Raw genomic sequence first — 17,470 nt, forward strand, 5'->3', positions numbered from 1 at the left:
AGATAATATCTACACACAATAAAAAGGTCGGCTTATGCCGACCTTTTTTGTAGCCATCACTTTAATCAATAAATCGATTAAGCCGCTGGCGTTTCTTTTACATACAGATCCATTTGTGGATATGGAATGCCAATACCCGCTTCATCTAATGCAACTTTAATCTGCTCTAGAATTTCAAAATGTGCTGGCCAGTAGTCAGAGCCTTTTACCCAAGGACGAACCACAAAGTTAACTGATGAGTCAGCAAGCTCAGCTACCGCAACAGTATATGCAGGATCTTTCAATACATACTGGCTGTTTTCAAGAATGCTAGTTAACACCTTTTTGGTTTCAGCCAAGTTCGCATCATAAGACACACCAATAACAAGATCTAAACGACGTGTTTCCATCGCAGAGTAATTAATAATCGTGCCATCCATCATTGCTGAGTTTGGTGCAATAATCACTTTATTATCAGGAGTAAGCAGCTTAGTAGAGAAGATAGTGATTTCATCTACTGTACCGGCAATGCCTGCCGCTTCAACGTAATCACCAACACGGCATGGTCTAAATAGCACCATTAATACACCCGCAGCAAAGTTTGATAGCGACCCTTGAAGCGCTAGGCCTACCGCTAAACCGGCGGCACCAATCACAGCAACTAACGACGCGGTCTGTACACCGATTTGCCCTAGAGTGGCGACAATCGTGAACACAAACACCAATGCCCAAGCCATATTGGCAACAAACGATACAACAGTGTTGTCGACTTTACGCTTTTTCAGCAACTTAGTAGTGAGGTTTTTAGCGACATTCGATAAGAATTTACCGATGATAAAAATAACAATGGCAAAGACGACTTTCATGCCATAAGTAACGATCAGCTCTGGCGCTTGGTCCATTAAACCTTGCAAGTTATCCATGTATATACTCCCTTAAATTATAAAAATATAGCTATTGAACAATAACAATAAACTCAACTCGGCGATTTAATTTACGCCCATAGTCGGTTTGATTACTGGCAATTGGGTGATGACTTCCCATGCCTTTAATCTGAAATCTGTTTTCTGCGAAGCCAAATTGCTCCACTAATATAGTTTTGACTTGCTCTGCTCTTGCCAGCGATAACGGCTGGTTAACACTATCTTTGCCCACCGAATCGGTATGACCAACCAAAGCTAACGGCACTCGGGTTGCGCTCAACCAGCGGCTTAAGTTTTGAAAAGCACCTTGTTGCGACATCGAAACTTGTGACTTAGCAAATTCAAACCTAACTGCAATAGATGACGCCTGATTACATGAGCTTGGATATAATTGCCCTACATCGGTGATAAAGCACAATGTAGGCATTATATTTAGCTGTTGTATTTGCTGCGTATTCGCTTGTAAAACACTGCAACCTCTGGCATCGACACGTTGCAAAGCGACAGTGCTGGCACAGGCATCTTTAAGATCTGGCACTCCATCAAGATCTTCATCTTGCCACTGCCTTGCCGATAAGTTGCTGGTAAACAAAAATGCTGCAATCCAAATAAACAATATTGCTTTCATCGCCCTCACCTATTAAGCCGTCAATACCAGGATTTATTTAACCAAGGCGCTATGCTCAACACTCAAGACGACCTAAGCAGCCAAAATCCAATTCAGCAGCCAAATGTCAGCCGATAACATTTTACCCCCAATAAACACAAAAACACAGTCAAATAATTAACTTATGCATTACAAGCATAGTTAATATCTGGTATTTTTCGATATTTAATCCACAGCCTAAAAGAGCCTTGGCACTGAGTCAGTAAATCCTGCAATGAGATGTGGACTGAAACGTAATTTGAATTTCCATGAAGGTTTAGTCGTTGAATGATTAACAACCAGAAGAGTCATACAAAAAAACCGCCAACTTAAAAAGTTGACGGTAAAGGGTTAGCAGATGAAATAGTATCTATTGCTATAAATCATAGAGGCGCTGTTTTTTCAGCTTGTTTTAGCTTCAACTTGATGCGCACGTTGTCGTAGCACCAATTAAATGCCACGGCATAAAAAAAGAAGAATATTAAAAACGCAGCTTCTAACGCTAAAGACTGCAACAGAGTAATCCCTAAAAACCATGCCACGACTGGCACTGTAATAAAGATAATCCCGCCCTCAAAACCTAAGGTATGACCAATTCGAGTCATTAAACTACGGCTTACTCGATCAGCACCAAACTGCTTATCAAACCAGATGTTATAAAAGTAATTCCACACCACGGTGTAAAGGCTAAGGCCTACCCCTACAGCTAGCATCGAGCTAGCGTCCTTACCAGAAAACAATGCCGCTGCTGGAACGATGATCGCTAATGCTATCGCTTCAAAAAGAACGGCGTGAATAACTCTATCTTTAAATGTCATAACAAGGTGCTCTACAGTTAAGTTGCAGTCATTATCATCTTTAATTACGATAGGTAAAAATCATATACCATCACCTTTACTGATATGTTATCTATTGAACAGCTTTATTCATTCGTCACTACCGTTGAAACAGGCTCGTTTTCTGCAGCAGCAAGAAAACTAGGAAAAGTGCAATCGGCCATAAGCCAGCACATCATCAATCTAGAGGTCGATACTAATCAAACTTTGTTTGATAGAAGCAGCCGTTACCCCACTCTCACTAAAGCTGGAAAGCAATTGCTACCGCAAGCAAAAGCCGTCATCGCCCAACACCAACGGCTTAACTTGCAAGTTCAGGCGCTAGATAAACAAGACGATTTGAAACTGACACTGGCCGTCGATGAGGGGATCCCCTATGATAAATTTACCGCTTTACTTAAAAACCTTTCAAAGCTCTACCCTCTATGTGAGCTCGAACTCCTTTGCGCATCTAGCCTAGATATTATTCACTTAGTGGATAGTAAGCGCGCTAACCTTGGCATTGTATTTAGTGAGTTAACCTACCCAGAAGCAATAGACTTTGAATCTTTAGGCGCCGTCCAGTTTGAGCTATTAGTTAGCCCAAGCCATCCTCTTGCTCAAGAAAACTCATCGCATATTGATGTGCTTAAGTTGCATCGTCAGCTCTTAATCGGCGCTAAAGAGGACCGCAAAGGCTGGTTTAGCACCCCGCACTCACCAGATGTGTGGCATGCCGACAACTACTATATGTTGCTGGAGCTAACCAAAGCAGGCTTTGGCTGGGCCTTATTACCACAACATCTTTGTGAAGAAGCCATAGCGGCTCAACAACTTTGCAAACTTAAGATTGATTTTGAACAGTTAGGTTGGCAAGCTAACGTCGATGTTATTCAACATAAAAGCCGATCAGAAAATCAGTTTAATAAACAAGTTAGGGCTTTAATGCGCGGCTTACTTAACTAGCAAAACCTTGCTGCACCATGTTGTTTATTTGATAAAGCGCCATAAGGAAGCCAATGGAAATAAATACAGCCGAAGCCTTAGCGGCACTGCTCACCAATGAGCAGCAATGTAAAACGCTAATCGAGCTTAAATTAACAGGCCGAGAAATTAAGCTCTTGCCCCCAGAAATCGCTCAGCTAACCTCACTGGAAATATTGCATTTATCCGGCACAGAGGTCATTGAGTTACCTAAAGAGCTAGGCCAGTTAACAAAGCTAAAAGAACTGGAATTAGACATGTCAGGGACTGAGCGACTACCAGCAGAGATCGGCAACCTAGTCTCTTTAGCAGCGCTTAAAATCGCATATCCAGCAATGACGACACTACCAAGTCAAATTACTGATTTGCCTAATTTAAAAGAATTAGATTTTATCTGTTGCGAAAAGGATGCTTTACCAGAGCAGATTTGGGGGATTACATCACTTGAAAAGTTAGATCTCTCTAGCGTATGTGACGATATCGAAGAGTTATCTGCAGAGATAGGTAATTTAATCCATTTAAAAGAATTAATCCTAAATGGTTGTTGTTTAGTGGCGCTACCTAAAGAGATAGGCAAGCTCACATCACTAGAAAAGTTAGATTTATCTGATAATGTCTGCCTAAACAATTTACCCGCAGAAATTGGCAATTTAGCGCAACTAAAAGAGCTTAATCTATATTGCAGTGAGATTGAGATATTACCTAAAGAGATCGGCAAACTCACTAACCTAGTAAAGCTAGATTTAAGCTATTCCTTGCTAACTGAGCTGCCTAATGAAATAGAAAACTTAACCGCGTTACAGTCTCTAGGTCTTAGGAATTTACAATTAACCAGCGTACCAGAGTCACTGGCTCATTTAGCCTAGTAGTCGGAGATTCGAGACCAACATTCGAGACAAAAAAAACGGCCTTTTGGCCGTTTTTATTCAAACACTTAAAAGCTACTTAGCTTCAGGTTTTGGCGGATAATTTAACAGTAACGCGCCAATCGCTTCGTTAACCACTTCAACGCGCTCTTCTGGTGTATCCTTGTCACGCATAGTGTCTGCAACAGAACCTCTCCAGATTAACTTACCGGTTTCAGCATTAACTAAGTCAAGAATTAAGGTACCCACTTCATATTCACGTACAGTGGTTTGTGTATGACCTACACCGCCACCCCAGCCCCAACCTGGACCGTAATAAGGGTTATAACCGTAATTTGTGTTGAAGGTATCAACATTAATTTTCTTGTCGACTTTAGTTAAGTAGTTAACTAATACATCAGCAGTTTCGGCGTCGCTTGGCGTTAAGCCTTTAAGCTGTAGCTGATCATCAACGGCTTTGCGCACGCGTTGATCCATTAATCCATCTAGATGATACGTTGCATCTGCAGTTTTCTTTTCGACCCAAGCGTAGGTTTTCACTTCTTTAAAGTTTACCCCTGGATCATAATCTGAGCTTGTTTTAAGTGAACTACATGCACTTAGGGCTAGCGCAGTAATAATGACCAATAACTTTTTCATGTTTTCTCCAACAATAATCTTACAGATATTAACCGCTTAATAATTAGCTTACAGAGCAATGTCTTAATCTACAACTCAATTTTAGTAATTCACCCACTTGTTAAGCTTGACTTAAGAACGCCACTTAATGATAATGATTATCAATTACCTTGTTGAGTATATCATTATGTTTTGGTTTATCGCAGCGTTTGCTATCGCCAGTGTCGTCTTTATTATCACGCCGGAAAAAGTGTCTAGCCATTCTGACACCCAGCCTTCTTCAGTCGATAAACTTACAAAACACTCTTTAGTTATCTTACCAATACTTGTGCTTAGCTGGCTGGTTATCGCTATTGCCAGTGCACCAGTGACTCATTTTGCCGGCACCGCAATTGGTTTTGTTTTAACCTCATGTGCCATCGCCTTACCAAGTACCCACAAATACATCGCTTTGTTGGCAACACTGACTTTTGCATCGTTACTGATTGAACTTGCGCTATACTTTTAAAACTCAAACGCTGTTAGGTGGCTCGACATCCTAGCAGCGTTAATATCATCAGAATCAGTTCCTCCAAGCCTAAACCTCTCCCGAAAGCCAAGTAACTTTGCTAAACTGGCGCTATCAGTTCATCAACGACCATATATATGAAATCCGATCCAAACGTATCTTTAGTCTATAGCACCGATGGCGGCAGAATTGCGCCTGAAAAACAAACCCAATCGGCACCTGAAGGCGACGGTATTGTAAGAATTCATAAAGACAGTAAGGGTCGCAAAGGCAAGGGTGTTTCTGTCATTAAAGGCTTGGCGCTTCCTGAAAAAGAGTTAAAAGCATTAGCCCAGAAACTAAAGAAACAATGTGGTTGTGGCGGTACAGTTAAAGAGTTCAACATTGAAGTACAAACTGACAATAGAGAGCAAATCAAGACTTTGCTAGAAAAGCTCAATTACACCGTTAAATTAGCCGGTGGTTAACAGCAAGCTGATATGGAAAAGTCTATGGACAGTTTACAGAACCACTTTTTAATTGCGATGCCCTCTTTGCAGGACACCTATTTTGAACGCTCACTGATCTACATCTGTGAGCATGACGAAAAAGGTGCCATGGGAATTGTCGTCAATAAGCCGAGCGGTATCATCGTCGATGAACTTCTCGATCAAATGGAGCTAAATGAAGAGCCAACACCAGTAACTGGCATCGAAGGTGAAGTACTCCTTGGTGGCCCAGTAAATCCTGAGCGAGGTTTTGTGCTACATACAAGCCAAGACGGTTGGAATAATAGCGACGAGATCACCAATGGGATCATGCTGACGACATCGCAAGATGTATTGACCTGTTTAGGCTCGAATAAAGCCCCTGAAAAGTTTCTTATTGCCTTAGGGTACGCAGGTTGGACACGTGGTCAGCTTGAGCAAGAAATTATTGAAAATACTTGGCTATCAATCCCCGCCACTCCAGAGTTATTGTTCGATGTAGAACATGAGCAACGCTGGCAACAAGCCACTGAATCGTTAGGCTTTGATATCTGGCAGCTCTCCAACCTTGCAGGGCATGCGTAATAACGCCAATTCAAGATAGATTATTAGATAGGAATAAACTTAAATGGGCGATAAAAGCGTCTTAGGATTTGATTACGGTACTAAAAGTATTGGTATTGCGATTGGACAAGAGCTCACTGCTAGCGCAAGACCACTATTATCAATTAAAGCTGTAGATGGGATCCCTAAATGGGAAGAGATTGGCGCATTGATTGAAGAGTGGAAACCAGATCTCGTTGTTGTAGGCTTACCACTCAATATGGATGGCACTGAGCAAGAGATGACCCAAAGAGCGCGCAAGTTTGCCAACCGCTTAAGTGGTCGCTTTGGCGTAAAGGTTGCTACCCAAGATGAACGTCTAACCACTGCAGATGCCAAAGCACGACTGTTTGAAATGGGCGGTTATAAAGCGCTAACCAAAGGCCAAGTTGATGCTATGTCAGCAGTATTAATTGTTGAAAGTTATTTTGAGAATCAATACGGCGAGTAAAAGCTAGCAGTAAAAAGATTGGCTCAATATAAAAAAGGGAGGCTTAGCCTCCCTTTTACTTTTATCTATGGAGATAAAAAACTTAAATGTGCGGCTTAACAATATTGGCCATCATCTTAATGTGTGCATCATCATCGTTCAGTGCGGCAATATAACGATAGTTTTCACCGCCCGCCTGTTCAAAAATCTCACGGTTTTCACCTGCTATCTCTTCCAGCGTTTCTAGGCAATCTGCACTAAATGCCGGGCAGACAACCGCAATATCTTTAACCCCTTGCCCAGGTAATGACTCCATCGTTGCGTCTGTGTATGGCGTTAACCATTTGGCTTTACCAAAACGCGACTGGAAAGTTGTGATGTAGTCATCTTCAGCCAATCCCAGCTTTGCAACCACCAGTTTTGTGGTTTTCATGCAGAAGCAATAATATGGGTCGCCCAAGTGTAAGTTACGCTCAGGCATACCGTGGTACGACAGAACCAGTTTTTGCGGCTTGCCATTGGTCTCAAAGTCTTTAGCAATCGAAGCGGCTAACGCATCGATAAAGTCAGGGTGATCATGATAGGTATTAATAAAGTGCAGCGCTGGCAGATAGCGCCAACTAGTCAACTCTTTTGCTATCGCATCAAATGCCGATGCCGTTGTCGGCGCAGCATATTGTGGATATAACGGGAGTACCACCATTTTATCAACGCCTTGCTGATGCATTCTTTTAAGCGTTGATGCCACAGATGGCTCACCGTAGCGCATACAAAACTCTACTGATACGTCTTCACCAGCTTGCTCAAAATAGCTTGCTAACTTTTGTGTCTGCCGACGGGTAATATCCATAAGTGGCGAGCCTTGCTCGGTCCACACTTGCTTATAGAGCGCCGCAGACTTTGCTGGGCGTACACGTAAAATAATCCCGTGCAAAATACACATCCACACTAGCTTCGGGATCTCAACCACACGGGGATCGGCCAAAAACTCCGCTAAATACCGCCTAACCGATGAAGCTGTAGGTTCATCTGGCGTGCCTAAATTCATCAGTAGCACACCGGTTTTGCCACGCTTTTTATGTCCGACCTCTTTGGTCAACCCAGAATACTTAGCCAAGGTAACTCCCTAAACTTAAAAATGTTATGTGCTGATACGTTGAAAATAACTTAAAGATCAACAGCAACAAAAAACTGGCAATAAAATATTGCCAGTTTGTGCTTAATTTAACTCTGAATAATCAAACCAATCACTCAAGCGTATTAATCTAAATTAAGTGTTACACCATCCATCGAGCTGCTACTTGTTGGATCTGAGCTCTGCAACTTGATCATCAAACGTAAATCGTTTGGCGAGTCAGCATGGTGCAGCGCATCGGCGTAACTAATTTCTCCATCGGTATAAAGCTTTAATAATGCTTGGTCAAAAGTCTGCATGCCTTGTTCATTAGATTTAGACATCGTCTCTTTCAATGAGTGCAGCTCATTCTTAGCTATCAAGCTCGCCACGCGTGGAGTGTTAATTAGTACCTCAATTGCCGCGCGTCTGCCAGTACCATCACTTTTAGGCACCAGTTGCTGAGCCACAATACCGCGCAAGTTTAACGATAAATCAAACAACAACTGATGATGCTTACTTTCTGGCACTAAGTGCATAATACGGTCGAGCGCTTGGTTGGCATTATTGGCATGTAATGTTGCCATACAGAGGTGACCCGTCTCAGCAAAAGACAGTGCAAACTCCATGGTCTCTTGGCTACGAATTTCACCAATCAAAATCACATCTGGCGCTTGACGCAAAGAGCTCTTAAGCGCTGCATCGAATGACTCAGTATCAATGCCAACTTCGCGCTGGGTGATAATGCTCTGCCTATGGTCATGCACAAATTCCACAGGATCTTCAATAGTCAAAATGTGTCCGCGGGCATGGTTATTACGGTAACCCACTAGTGCAGCGAGTGACGTTGACTTACCTGTACCTGTGCCACCTACCATGATCACCAAACCACGTTTGCTCATTACCAAATCTTTCAAAATTGGTGGCAACATCAAATCATCGACATCGGGGATTTGGGTTTCAATTCGACGCATTACACAGCCGGGTGATTCACGCTGCCAAAATGCACTGACACGAAAACGACCATAATCTTTCGCAGAGAAGGCAAAGTTACATTCTCGCGACTCGTGAAACTCCTGCTTTTGTACATCCGTCATTAATGACTCTACAAAGTCTAGAGACTGCGCCGGTGTAAACGGGCTTTCACCCAATTGACGTAATTCACCATCGATTTTAGCGCTCGGTGGAAATCCCGCAGTAATGAACAAATCTGAAGCTTTACGCTCAATCATCACTTTTAGAAAAGGACGAACATCCATAGATTAACTATCCCTATTAAAAGTTAGCTTGTTTATTAGAGCTTTTTGCTAAGGCATCTTCACGAGTAATTTGGCCTCGATTAACCAAGTTTTGTAAACATTGATCGAGCGTCTGCATACCGTGAGCCATACCCGTTTGAATCGCCGAGTACATCTGCGCCACTTTATCTTCACGAATAAGGTTACGAATAGCTGGTGTACCCATCATAATTTCATGAGCGGCAACTCGACCACCACCGACTTTTTTGATCAGTGTTTGTGAAATGACTGCCTGTAAAGATTCTGACAACATAGTACGCACCATGCCTTTTTCACCTTCAGGGAAAACATCGACCACACGGTCAATAGTTTTAGCTGCTGAGGTGGTGTGCAAAGTACCAAACACTAAGTGACCAGTTTCAGCCGCCGTCATTGCTAAGCGAATGGTTTCAAGATCTCGCATCTCACCAACTAAGATGACATCCGGATCTTCACGAAGTGCACTACGAAGCGCCGCATTAAAACTATGAGTATGGCGATGTACTTCACGCTGGTTAATCAAGCATTGCTTGTTTTGATGTACAAATTCTATCGGATCTTCAATCGTAAGAATGTGGTCATGGCGGTTTTCGTTCACGTAATCAATCATCGCCGCCAAAGTGGTACTTTTACCTGAACCGGTTGGGCCAGTAACTAATACTAAACCGCGCGGGAAACTAGAGATCTTTTTGAAGATTTCAGGCGCGCCTAATTGCTCCAAACTTAAAATATCGCTCGGGATGGTACGAAATACAGCTGCAGCACCGCGAGACTGATTAAAAGCATTAACACGAAAACGCGCTAAACCCGGTACTTCAAAAGAAAAATCTATTTCTAAATGTTCTTCATAGTCCTTACGTTGCTTATCATTCATGATGTCATAGACGAGACTATGTACACCTTGATGATCTAAAGCAGGTAGATTTATCTTTCTCACTTCACCATCAACACGGATCATGGGAGAAACACCTGCAGAAAGGTGTAGATCTGACGCATTGTGTTTTACACTAAAGGCAAGTAACTCTGTGATTTCCATAGTTTGGGATATCCATTCAACCAAAAACTTACAAGATGACAACAATAACAGACAGACTCGCAATCGCCCAGCATCGAATCAGCCTAGCAGCGCAAAATGCCTCTCGTCGGGCAGAAGATATACAACTTTTAGCGGTTAGCAAAACCAAGCCTAATGAATACATCATTGAAGCCTATCAAGCGGGTCAACGCCGCTTCGGTGAAAACTATGTACAAGAAGGCGAAATGAAGATTAATTCACTTAGCCAAGAGTACCCAGATATTGAATGGCATTTTATCGGTCCTTTACAATCAAATAAGACCAAAGTGGTCGCTAGCCTCTTTGATTGGATGCATACAGTTGACCGTGAAAAAGTGGCTAAGCGCTTAAGTGAACAGCGTCCAGACGATATGCCAGCGCTTAATATTTGTATTCAGGTCAATATCAGTAATGAATCGAGTAAGTCAGGCGTTGCAGCAACTGAAGTGTTAGCAATGGCTAATAGCTTAGCAGTGCTACCTAATTTGGTATTACGCGGCTTAATGGCAATTCCATCAGCCGATGTTGATGAGCAAACAGCCAGCCAGGAATTAGCGGCACTGCACAACTTATATTTGCAACTTGCACAGCGCTTTGACACTGTCGACACGCTATCTGTCGGTATGAGCAATGACTTAGAACTTGCTGTAGACCATGGCTCAACTATGGTACGTATTGGTAGTGCCATTTTTGGCGAACGAAATTATACCGTGTAATTTATACACCGAGTAAAAACAGCAATATAAAATGGATTAAAGTCGTATTAACATAAACCGCGGCGTTAGCTATTTTTAACGCTGCTGCTTGTATTTAACGATTCAGCCCAAACATTAATAACTAAAGTAGCTATATACCAACTAAAACAAAAAGAGATCTTCATGACACAACAAAAAGTATGCTTTATTGGCGCAGGTAATATGACCCGCAGTATCGTTAGCGGTCTTGTGAAAAGTGGTTACAACCCAGCCCTTATCGAAGCCACAAACCCAAGCCAACCTAAGCTAGATGCCATGGTCAGTGACTTTGGTATTAATGTGTCTAATGACAACGTTTCTGCTGCTCAAAATGCAGATGTGATTGTGCTAGGCGTAAAACCACACTTTATGGAAGTTGTCGGTGAAGAACTTAGCGGCTTAGATCTATCTAACAAACTGATTATCACCATCGCCGCAGGCGTAACCGCTAAACGTTACAGTGATTTTTTTAAGCAAGAGATCAAACTAATACGCACTATGCCTAATACCCCGACGCAAATAGGTGTAGGCTTAACAGGACTTTATGCTGGCGACGATATATCTGCCGAGCAAAAAGTAATTTGCGAAACCTTGATGGCAACCGGTGGTGAAATAGTTTGGGTTGAAAAAGAAGCAGACTTAAACCAAGTTATCGCCCTTGCTGGTAGCTCTCCTGCTTATTTCTTCCTATTTTTAGAATCTATGGTGGAAAGTGCGGTCAAAGGTGGTATGTCAGAAGTCGCTGCTAGAGAAATGGCACAACAAGCAGCGCTGGGTGCGGCGTTAATGGTTAAACAAAACCCAGATGTAAGCTTGGCGCAACTTAGAGCTAACGTTACGTCTAAAGGCGGCACTACAGCACAAGCAGTCGAGACCTTTGAAAAAGGTGATTTACGAGGCCTAGTCGACAGCGCAATGAGCAATTGCATCGCCCGCGCTGAAGAAATGGCAAAGCAGTACTAATTTAATTTAAACAAGTAGAGTAAATAGATGAATGCATTTAGTTTTCTAATCAGCACAGTATTCGACTTATACCTGATGGTCGTGGTACTGCGTATTTGGCTACAACTCGCTAGAGCCGATTTCTATAATCCATTTAGCCAATTTATTGTTAAAGCGACACACCCAATTGTCGGCCCGATGCGCCGCGTATTACCCTCATTTGGTAGCTTTGATACAGCATCGTTTGTACTTGCGATTACGGTAGTCGTACTCAAGTTTGTGATTTTAAGCTTGATGGCTGGCGCAGCGATTAACGTGCCAACGTTACTGCTCATCTCACTTGTGTCAGTGATTAAAGAAGCTGGTGTATTACTTTTCTGGATGTTAATTCTACGTGCGATCTTGAGCTGGGTAAGCCAAGGGGGTAATCCAATTGAAATGGTCATGGGTCAATTAACAGAGCCATTACTTGCACCAATTCGCCGCATATTACCACCCATGGGTGGTTTAGATTTATCACTGTTAGTGATGATGATTATCCTAAACTTTTTAAACATTTTGCTCGCACAATACGTTCCATTTTGGGCTAGCGTATAGTGACTCCAGCACAGATGCAGCAGGGAAACCTGCTGCTACAACTTTATATCCAGCCTAAAGCGAGTCGCGATCAGATTGTTGGTCTTCATGGCGAAGAAATCAAAATAGCCATTACCGCTCCCCCCGTTGATGGAAAAGCTAACGCTCACCTCACTAAGTACCTCTCTAAAGCCTTTAAAGTACCTAAAGGGGATATTGAAATCGTTAAAGGTCAAATGGGTCGCCACAAGCAAGTTAGGATTATCGACCCGAAACTTATCCCTGAGGAAGTACAAAACCTATTGTAACCTTGTACTTACCATTACTATGGGGCATTGAGGCCGGTTAAGTTCTATACTGTTATCAAGATATCATTTAAGGAAAGCTAATATGATCCGCTTATTAACCACTATGCTAGTGCTCTGCTTTTGTCTAAGCAGTACCGCATTCGCCGAACAAAAAGAAAAAGTGGGTAATTTCGATATCCACTATGTCGCTCTCAGCAGTACCTTTTTAACTCCCAGTATTGCTAAGTCATACGGGATAAAACGCAGTAGTTACACAGGTATTATTAATATCGCAGTGCTCGATACCAGTGTAGAAGGCAATCCTGCGGTTCCGGTAGAAATTTCGGGGGTTGCCAATAACTTACTCGATGCTCGGATTGATCTGAAATTTAGAGAGATTCGTGAAGGTGATTCCATTTATTATATTGCTGAAGTCCCTTACCGTGACGACCAAGAAATTAACTTTAAAATTGCGGTTAAGTACGATAAAAAGCTCAACACTACGCTAACCTTCAAGCAAAAATTTTACGTAGAATAATTGCCAAATCACTAAAAACAGGGGCCAAGCGCCCCTGTTTTTTATTGCCTTTCTACTATCGAAAAAACCGTATCTCGGCTATTATTGCCGCCATTATTTTATGACTCATCTACGGGCTCCCAATGAATCAAATCGTCCTTGCTAGTGGCAATAAAGGTAAACTAAAAGAATTTTCAGAATTAATGGCAGATTACGGCGTTGAAATCTTGGCTCAAAGCGAGTTAAACGTAGCTGAAGTACCAGAAACCGGTACCACCTTTGTTGAAAATGCCATTATAAAAGCAAGAAACGCAGCAGAGGTGACCGGCCATGCAGCGATTGCCGATGACTCTGGTCTAGAGGTCGATTTCTTACAAGGCGCACCAGGAATTTACTCTGCGCGCTATGCGGGAGAAGGCGCTAAAGATGAGCAAAACTATACAAAATTGCTTAATGCACTTGATGGTCAAACAGAACGTAATGCACGCTTTCAGTGTGTATTGGTTTACATGCGTCACGCTAAAGATCCAACTCCAATTATCTGCCAAGCTTCTTGGGAAGGTACAATAGGTTTTGCTCCACAAGGCGAAAATGGCCACGGCTACGACCCCATTTTTATCCCTGCGGAGCACGATTGCGCAGCAGCAGATCTAAGTAGTGAAGAAAAAAATAAGCTTAGCCATCGTGGTAAAGCACTTGTGTTGTTAATTGAAGCCATGAAGCAACAAGGTATTTTTAACTAATGCTAACCCTGCCACCGTTAAGCCTATATATTCATATTCCTTGGTGCGTACAAAAATGCCCTTATTGCGACTTTAACTCACATGGTCAACATGGCGAGTTACCACAAACAGAATATGTTGATGCACTGATTAATGATCTCAAACAAGACCTACATTATGTGCAAGGCAGACAGCTTCACACCATTTTTATCGGTGGCGGAACTCCATCCTTATTTGACGCAGCACATATTGGCCGCTTACTGACAGAGGTTGATGCACTTATCCCCTTTAGCGACAATATTGAGATCACCATGGAGGCCAACCCAGGTACGTTAGAGCATGATGATTTTGCAGCTTACAATAAAGCCGGTGTCACTCGTCTTTCTATAGGGGTACAAAGTTTCTCAAGCGATAAGCTCAATTTACTCGGCCGTATTCATGATAAAAATGAAGCACAGGTTGCCGCACAAAAAGCAAAAGTTTCTGGTTACCAAAGCTTCAACTTAGACTTGATGCACGGCTTGCCTGATCAGAGTTTTGACGAAGCATTAGCCGATATTGAAACCGCGGCAGGTTTAGCACCGCCACATCTGTCTTGGTATCAGTTAACGATTGAGCCAAATACCCTGTTTCACTCTAAGCCCCCGCAACTACCAGATGATGAGAATCTATGGCGGATCTATGAACAAGGTCAAAAACGGTTAGCGGCGCTTGGCTACCAGCAGTATGAAATCTCTGCCTATGCCAAAGAAGGCTACCAATGCAGACATAACCTCAACTACTGGCAATTTGGTGATTACTTAGGGATCGGCTGTGGTGCTCACGGCAAAATCACCCAGATTAACAACACTAATGTTAATGACAGCAAGATTGTGCGCACTGTGAAAATTAAGCACCCGAAAGGCTACTTGACCGCAAATGACTACTGCTACGAAACAACTGAAGTCGAGCAAGAAGATAGGCCTTTGGAGTACCTAATGAACCGCCTTCGTTTAATGAGTCCAATTCCAAAGATTGAGTTCGAACAGCGAACAGGTCTTGCAAGAGCGACGATTAGCGAAGGGATTAAGCAAGCCTGCGCAAAAGGCTTAATGACTGACTCAGAAGAACATTGGCAGCTCACTAGCAAAGGTCACTTATTCGTCAATGAGCTACTGTCACAATTTTTGTAATGTGCATTAATTCATACTAATACGCAAAAAATAAAATAAGCCATTGAATTAAATGGTTAATAATCACCACCCAGTGAATACAGACACATTTGCTAACACTTAGATCAAAAAATTAACCAGCGGCTTCTTTAGGATAACAATCATAATTCTAAGGAAGCCCAAAAAATGCCTATAAAAACAAATATTAGCTTTATTGCCCTTTCGCTCTCTTTGGCATTTAGTGCCACTGCGATTGCAGCCCCTACCTCGATAGCACAATTAAGTCCAAGTGAGAGTGTTGCTCATAAGGCACATAGTGAATCAGAAAAAGCCAACGCTTTATTCGAAAGCATTTTCATGGAAAATGTTATGGCTAGTCCAATTTCACAAACTCACCTAGGTATCAAAACCGATTATGATAAATGGGATGAAATGGGTGACGCTGCTGATGATGCCGCTCTTGCTCGCGACAAAAAACACTTGGCTCAGCTAAAGCAAATCAACACCAGAAAACTCGACCGACAAACATTACTGAGTTACCAACTGCTGACACAGAAACTTGAGCAAAGTATTAAAGATGATAAATGGCGCTACCATAACTACCCGGTTAACCAGATGTATGGCGGCCACTCGCAAATAGCTTCTTTCCTAATTAACCAACATCAAATTGGCAGTGTCGAAGATGCCAAGGCTTATATTAGCCGCTTACAAGGTGTACCTAAGCGTTTATCACAGCTACAAACTGCACTAGAGGTCCGTGAAGGCAAAGGCATTATTGCGCCGAAGTTTGTATTCCCATACGTGATAAATGACAGTAAGAATATTATTAACGGTGCGCCATTCACCCCTAGTTCAAACAAAGAAGACAGCGCACTATGGAGCGACTTTAAACGTAAAGTATCAAAGCTTGAAATAAGTGATAGCGACAAAGAAAACCTATTACGTCAGGCAAAACTTGCTCTTGTTGAAGATGTAAAACCTGCCTACGACAAGCTTATTGCCTATATGACTAAGCTTGAAGCCAAAGCCGATACCCGCGATGGTGCTTGGAAGTTTCCTGAAGGTGAAACCTACTACAACAATGCCCTTGCACGTACGACAACAACGGATATGACCGCTAACGAGATCCATGAACTAGGTTTAGCGGAAGTGGCACGTATTCATAGTGAAATGCGCGCCATTATGAAGAAGGTTAACTTTGAAGGTTCATTGACTGAATTCTTTAAGTTTATGCGTGAAGATGAGCAGTTTTATTACAGCAATGATGACAAAGGTCGCCAAGCTTACCTAACGGAAGCGACGGCATTAATTGATACCATGAGCAGCCGTCTTGATGAAGTGTTTAAGGTCAAACCTAAAGCACCGATGATTGTGAAGCAAGTTGAAGCCTTTAGAGAAAAGTCAGCCGGCAAAGCGTTTTATAACAATCCATCACCAGATGGCAGCCGCCCAGGTACTTACTACGCAAACCTTTATGACATGAAGGCAATGCCAAAATATCAAATGGAAGCACTGGCATATCATGAAGGCACGCCGGGTCACCATATGCAGATAGCGATTGCACAAGAGCTTGAAGGAGTGCCTAAGTTCCGTAAGTTCGGTGGTTATACAGCCTACATAGAAGGTTGGGGTCTTTATAGCGAGTACTTCCCGAAAGAGATGGGCATGTATTCTGACCCATACTCAGATTTCGGTCGTCTCGCAATGGAACTATGGCGCGCCTGCCGTTTGGTTGTTGATACCGGTATTCACGCTAAAAAGTGGACTCGAGAAGAGTCTATTGAGTACTACGTATCTAATACACCAAACGCCAAGTCTGATGCAGTGAAAATGGTTGAACGTCATGTAGTCATGCCGTCACAAGCAACCGCTTATAAAGTCGGTATGCTTAAACTATTAGCCCTTAGAGACAAAGCGCAACAAGCTCTTGGTGATAAATTTGATATCCGTGATTTCCACACCATTGTACTCAAAAATGGCCCTGTACCATTGGACGTACTAGAAAGTGAAATCAACTTATGGATTGAACAAAGCAGCTAGTTAATAGCATTAAACGAAAAAGCCTCGTCAGCAAATTATTGCTGACGAGGCTTTTTTATCTAGAGCTGTTAAGTATTATACCACTTAGTATAAGAAGTTGATCTACTTAGAGCGTTTTTGGCAAACTAATTCAAGGCGAATAACTGAAAGAATGGTAGCTCTCTTGTGAAGTTATTCAACGCAGAAGTAGGCAGCCAAAAACACTCCAGAATGGCGA

21 protein-coding genes are annotated in these 17,470 nt (G+C 42.5%); 14 read left to right on the plus strand and 7 right to left on the minus strand.

Going from position 1 to position 17,470, the window contains the following annotated elements; all coding sequences use genetic code 11:
- Positions 1-77: 77 nt before the first annotated feature.
- From L2747_RS17890 to L2747_RS17900, 3 genes are all read right to left on the minus strand, one after another.
- Positions 78-902: a mechanosensitive ion channel family protein gene (locus tag L2747_RS17890; protein WP_249000368.1), complete on the minus strand. Its 825-nt coding sequence runs from the start codon at positions 900-902 to the stop codon at positions 78-80.
- 31 nt (positions 903-933) lie between these two features.
- The gene (locus L2747_RS17895) at positions 934-1,530 is read right to left on the minus strand and encodes an OmpA family protein (RefSeq protein WP_249000369.1); all 597 of its coding nucleotides are present in this window, start codon (positions 1,528-1,530) and stop codon (positions 934-936) included.
- Positions 1,531-1,931: 401 nt separating this feature from the next.
- Entirely contained in the window at positions 1,932-2,366 is a 435-nt protein-coding gene (locus tag L2747_RS17900) for a PACE efflux transporter (protein WP_249000370.1), read from the minus strand.
- 84 nt (positions 2,367-2,450) lie between these two features.
- Between L2747_RS17900 and L2747_RS17905 the strand changes: the two genes are divergently transcribed.
- Both L2747_RS17905 and L2747_RS17910 read left to right on the plus strand, forming a co-directional pair.
- Positions 2,451-3,329: a LysR family transcriptional regulator gene (locus tag L2747_RS17905; RefSeq protein WP_249000371.1), complete on the plus strand. Its 879-nt coding sequence runs from the start codon at positions 2,451-2,453 to the stop codon at positions 3,327-3,329.
- A 53-nt stretch (positions 3,330-3,382) separates the two neighbouring features.
- Positions 3,383-4,213, plus strand: a complete 831-nt coding sequence (locus L2747_RS17910) for a leucine-rich repeat domain-containing protein (protein ID WP_249000372.1) — start codon at positions 3,383-3,385, stop codon at positions 4,211-4,213.
- Between the two features lie 75 nt (positions 4,214-4,288).
- On the opposite strand, the gene L2747_RS17915 is transcribed toward L2747_RS17910, so the two are convergent.
- Positions 4,289-4,852, minus strand: coding sequence for a DUF4136 domain-containing protein (locus L2747_RS17915; protein ID WP_249000373.1), 564 nt, complete (start codon positions 4,850-4,852; stop codon positions 4,289-4,291).
- Positions 4,853-4,979: 127 nt separating this feature from the next.
- Between L2747_RS17915 and L2747_RS17920 the strand changes: the two genes are divergently transcribed.
- The 4 genes from L2747_RS17920 to ruvX all read left to right on the plus strand — a co-directional run bounded on the left by L2747_RS17920 (position 4,980) and on the right by ruvX (position 6,860).
- Complete coding sequence (locus L2747_RS17920; protein WP_249000374.1) at positions 4,980-5,339, plus strand: hypothetical protein; 360 nt, start codon at positions 4,980-4,982, stop codon at positions 5,337-5,339.
- A 137-nt stretch (positions 5,340-5,476) separates the two neighbouring features.
- Positions 5,477-5,806, plus strand: a complete 330-nt coding sequence (gene yciH, locus L2747_RS17925; RefSeq protein WP_249000375.1) for a stress response translation initiation inhibitor YciH — start codon at positions 5,477-5,479, stop codon at positions 5,804-5,806.
- A 24-nt stretch (positions 5,807-5,830) separates the two neighbouring features.
- The gene (locus tag L2747_RS17930) at positions 5,831-6,391 is read left to right on the plus strand and encodes a YqgE/AlgH family protein (protein ID WP_249000376.1); all 561 of its coding nucleotides are present in this window, start codon (positions 5,831-5,833) and stop codon (positions 6,389-6,391) included.
- 43 nt (positions 6,392-6,434) lie between these two features.
- A complete protein-coding gene (gene ruvX, locus L2747_RS17935; protein ID WP_220781888.1) occupies positions 6,435-6,860 on the plus strand; it encodes a Holliday junction resolvase RuvX in 426 nt (141 codons plus the stop codon).
- An 82-nt stretch (positions 6,861-6,942) separates the two neighbouring features.
- Here the strand turns inward: ruvX and hemH are convergent, their stop codons facing one another.
- The 3 genes from hemH to L2747_RS17950 all read right to left on the minus strand — a co-directional run bounded on the left by hemH (position 6,943) and on the right by L2747_RS17950 (position 10,266).
- Positions 6,943-7,956: a ferrochelatase gene (gene hemH / locus L2747_RS17940; protein WP_249000377.1), complete on the minus strand. Its 1,014-nt coding sequence runs from the start codon at positions 7,954-7,956 to the stop codon at positions 6,943-6,945.
- Positions 7,957-8,099: 143 nt separating this feature from the next.
- Positions 8,100-9,212, minus strand: coding sequence for a PilT/PilU family type 4a pilus ATPase (locus L2747_RS17945; RefSeq protein WP_249000378.1), 1,113 nt, complete (start codon positions 9,210-9,212; stop codon positions 8,100-8,102).
- A gap of 16 nt (positions 9,213-9,228) precedes the next feature.
- Positions 9,229-10,266 (minus strand): type IV pilus twitching motility protein PilT, encoded by a 1,038-nt coding sequence (locus L2747_RS17950; protein ID WP_249000379.1) that lies wholly within the window; start codon positions 10,264-10,266, stop codon positions 9,229-9,231.
- 35 nt (positions 10,267-10,301) lie between these two features.
- Here L2747_RS17950 and L2747_RS17955 point away from each other — a divergent pair, with 35 nt between their 5' ends.
- The 8 genes from L2747_RS17955 (at position 10,302) to L2747_RS17990 (ending at position 17,253) form a co-directional block, all read left to right on the plus strand.
- Positions 10,302-11,000, plus strand: a complete 699-nt coding sequence (locus L2747_RS17955; RefSeq protein ID WP_249000380.1) for a YggS family pyridoxal phosphate-dependent enzyme — start codon at positions 10,302-10,304, stop codon at positions 10,998-11,000.
- 162 nt (positions 11,001-11,162) lie between these two features.
- Positions 11,163-11,981 carry a pyrroline-5-carboxylate reductase gene (gene proC / locus L2747_RS17960; RefSeq protein ID WP_249000381.1) on the plus strand — a complete coding sequence of 273 codons (819 nt, stop codon included), beginning with the start codon at positions 11,163-11,165 and terminating at the stop codon, positions 11,979-11,981.
- A 27-nt stretch (positions 11,982-12,008) separates the two neighbouring features.
- Positions 12,009-12,557, plus strand: a complete 549-nt coding sequence (locus L2747_RS17965) for a YggT family protein (RefSeq protein ID WP_249000382.1) — start codon at positions 12,009-12,011, stop codon at positions 12,555-12,557.
- Between the two features lie 14 nt (positions 12,558-12,571).
- Positions 12,572-12,844, plus strand: coding sequence for a DUF167 family protein YggU (yggU, locus tag L2747_RS17970; RefSeq protein WP_283107343.1), 273 nt, complete (start codon positions 12,572-12,574; stop codon positions 12,842-12,844).
- A gap of 82 nt (positions 12,845-12,926) precedes the next feature.
- Positions 12,927-13,361 (plus strand): DUF4426 domain-containing protein, encoded by a 435-nt coding sequence (locus L2747_RS17975; protein ID WP_249000384.1) that lies wholly within the window; start codon positions 12,927-12,929, stop codon positions 13,359-13,361.
- 122 nt (positions 13,362-13,483) lie between these two features.
- Entirely contained in the window at positions 13,484-14,083 is a 600-nt protein-coding gene (gene rdgB, locus L2747_RS17980) for an RdgB/HAM1 family non-canonical purine NTP pyrophosphatase (protein WP_249000385.1), read from the plus strand.
- Positions 14,083-15,234: a radical SAM family heme chaperone HemW gene (gene hemW, locus L2747_RS17985; RefSeq protein ID WP_249000386.1), complete on the plus strand. Its 1,152-nt coding sequence runs from the start codon at positions 14,083-14,085 to the stop codon at positions 15,232-15,234. The genes rdgB and hemW overlap by 1 nt, the downstream gene beginning before the upstream one ends.
- 165 nt (positions 15,235-15,399) lie before the next feature.
- Positions 15,400-17,253 (plus strand): DUF885 domain-containing protein, encoded by a 1,854-nt coding sequence (locus L2747_RS17990; RefSeq protein WP_249000387.1) that lies wholly within the window; start codon positions 15,400-15,402, stop codon positions 17,251-17,253.
- Positions 17,254-17,470: the final 217 nt, after the last annotated feature.

The organism is Shewanella marinintestina, assembly GCF_023283845.1.
Lineage (GTDB): Bacteria > Pseudomonadota > Gammaproteobacteria > Enterobacterales > Shewanellaceae > Shewanella > Shewanella marinintestina.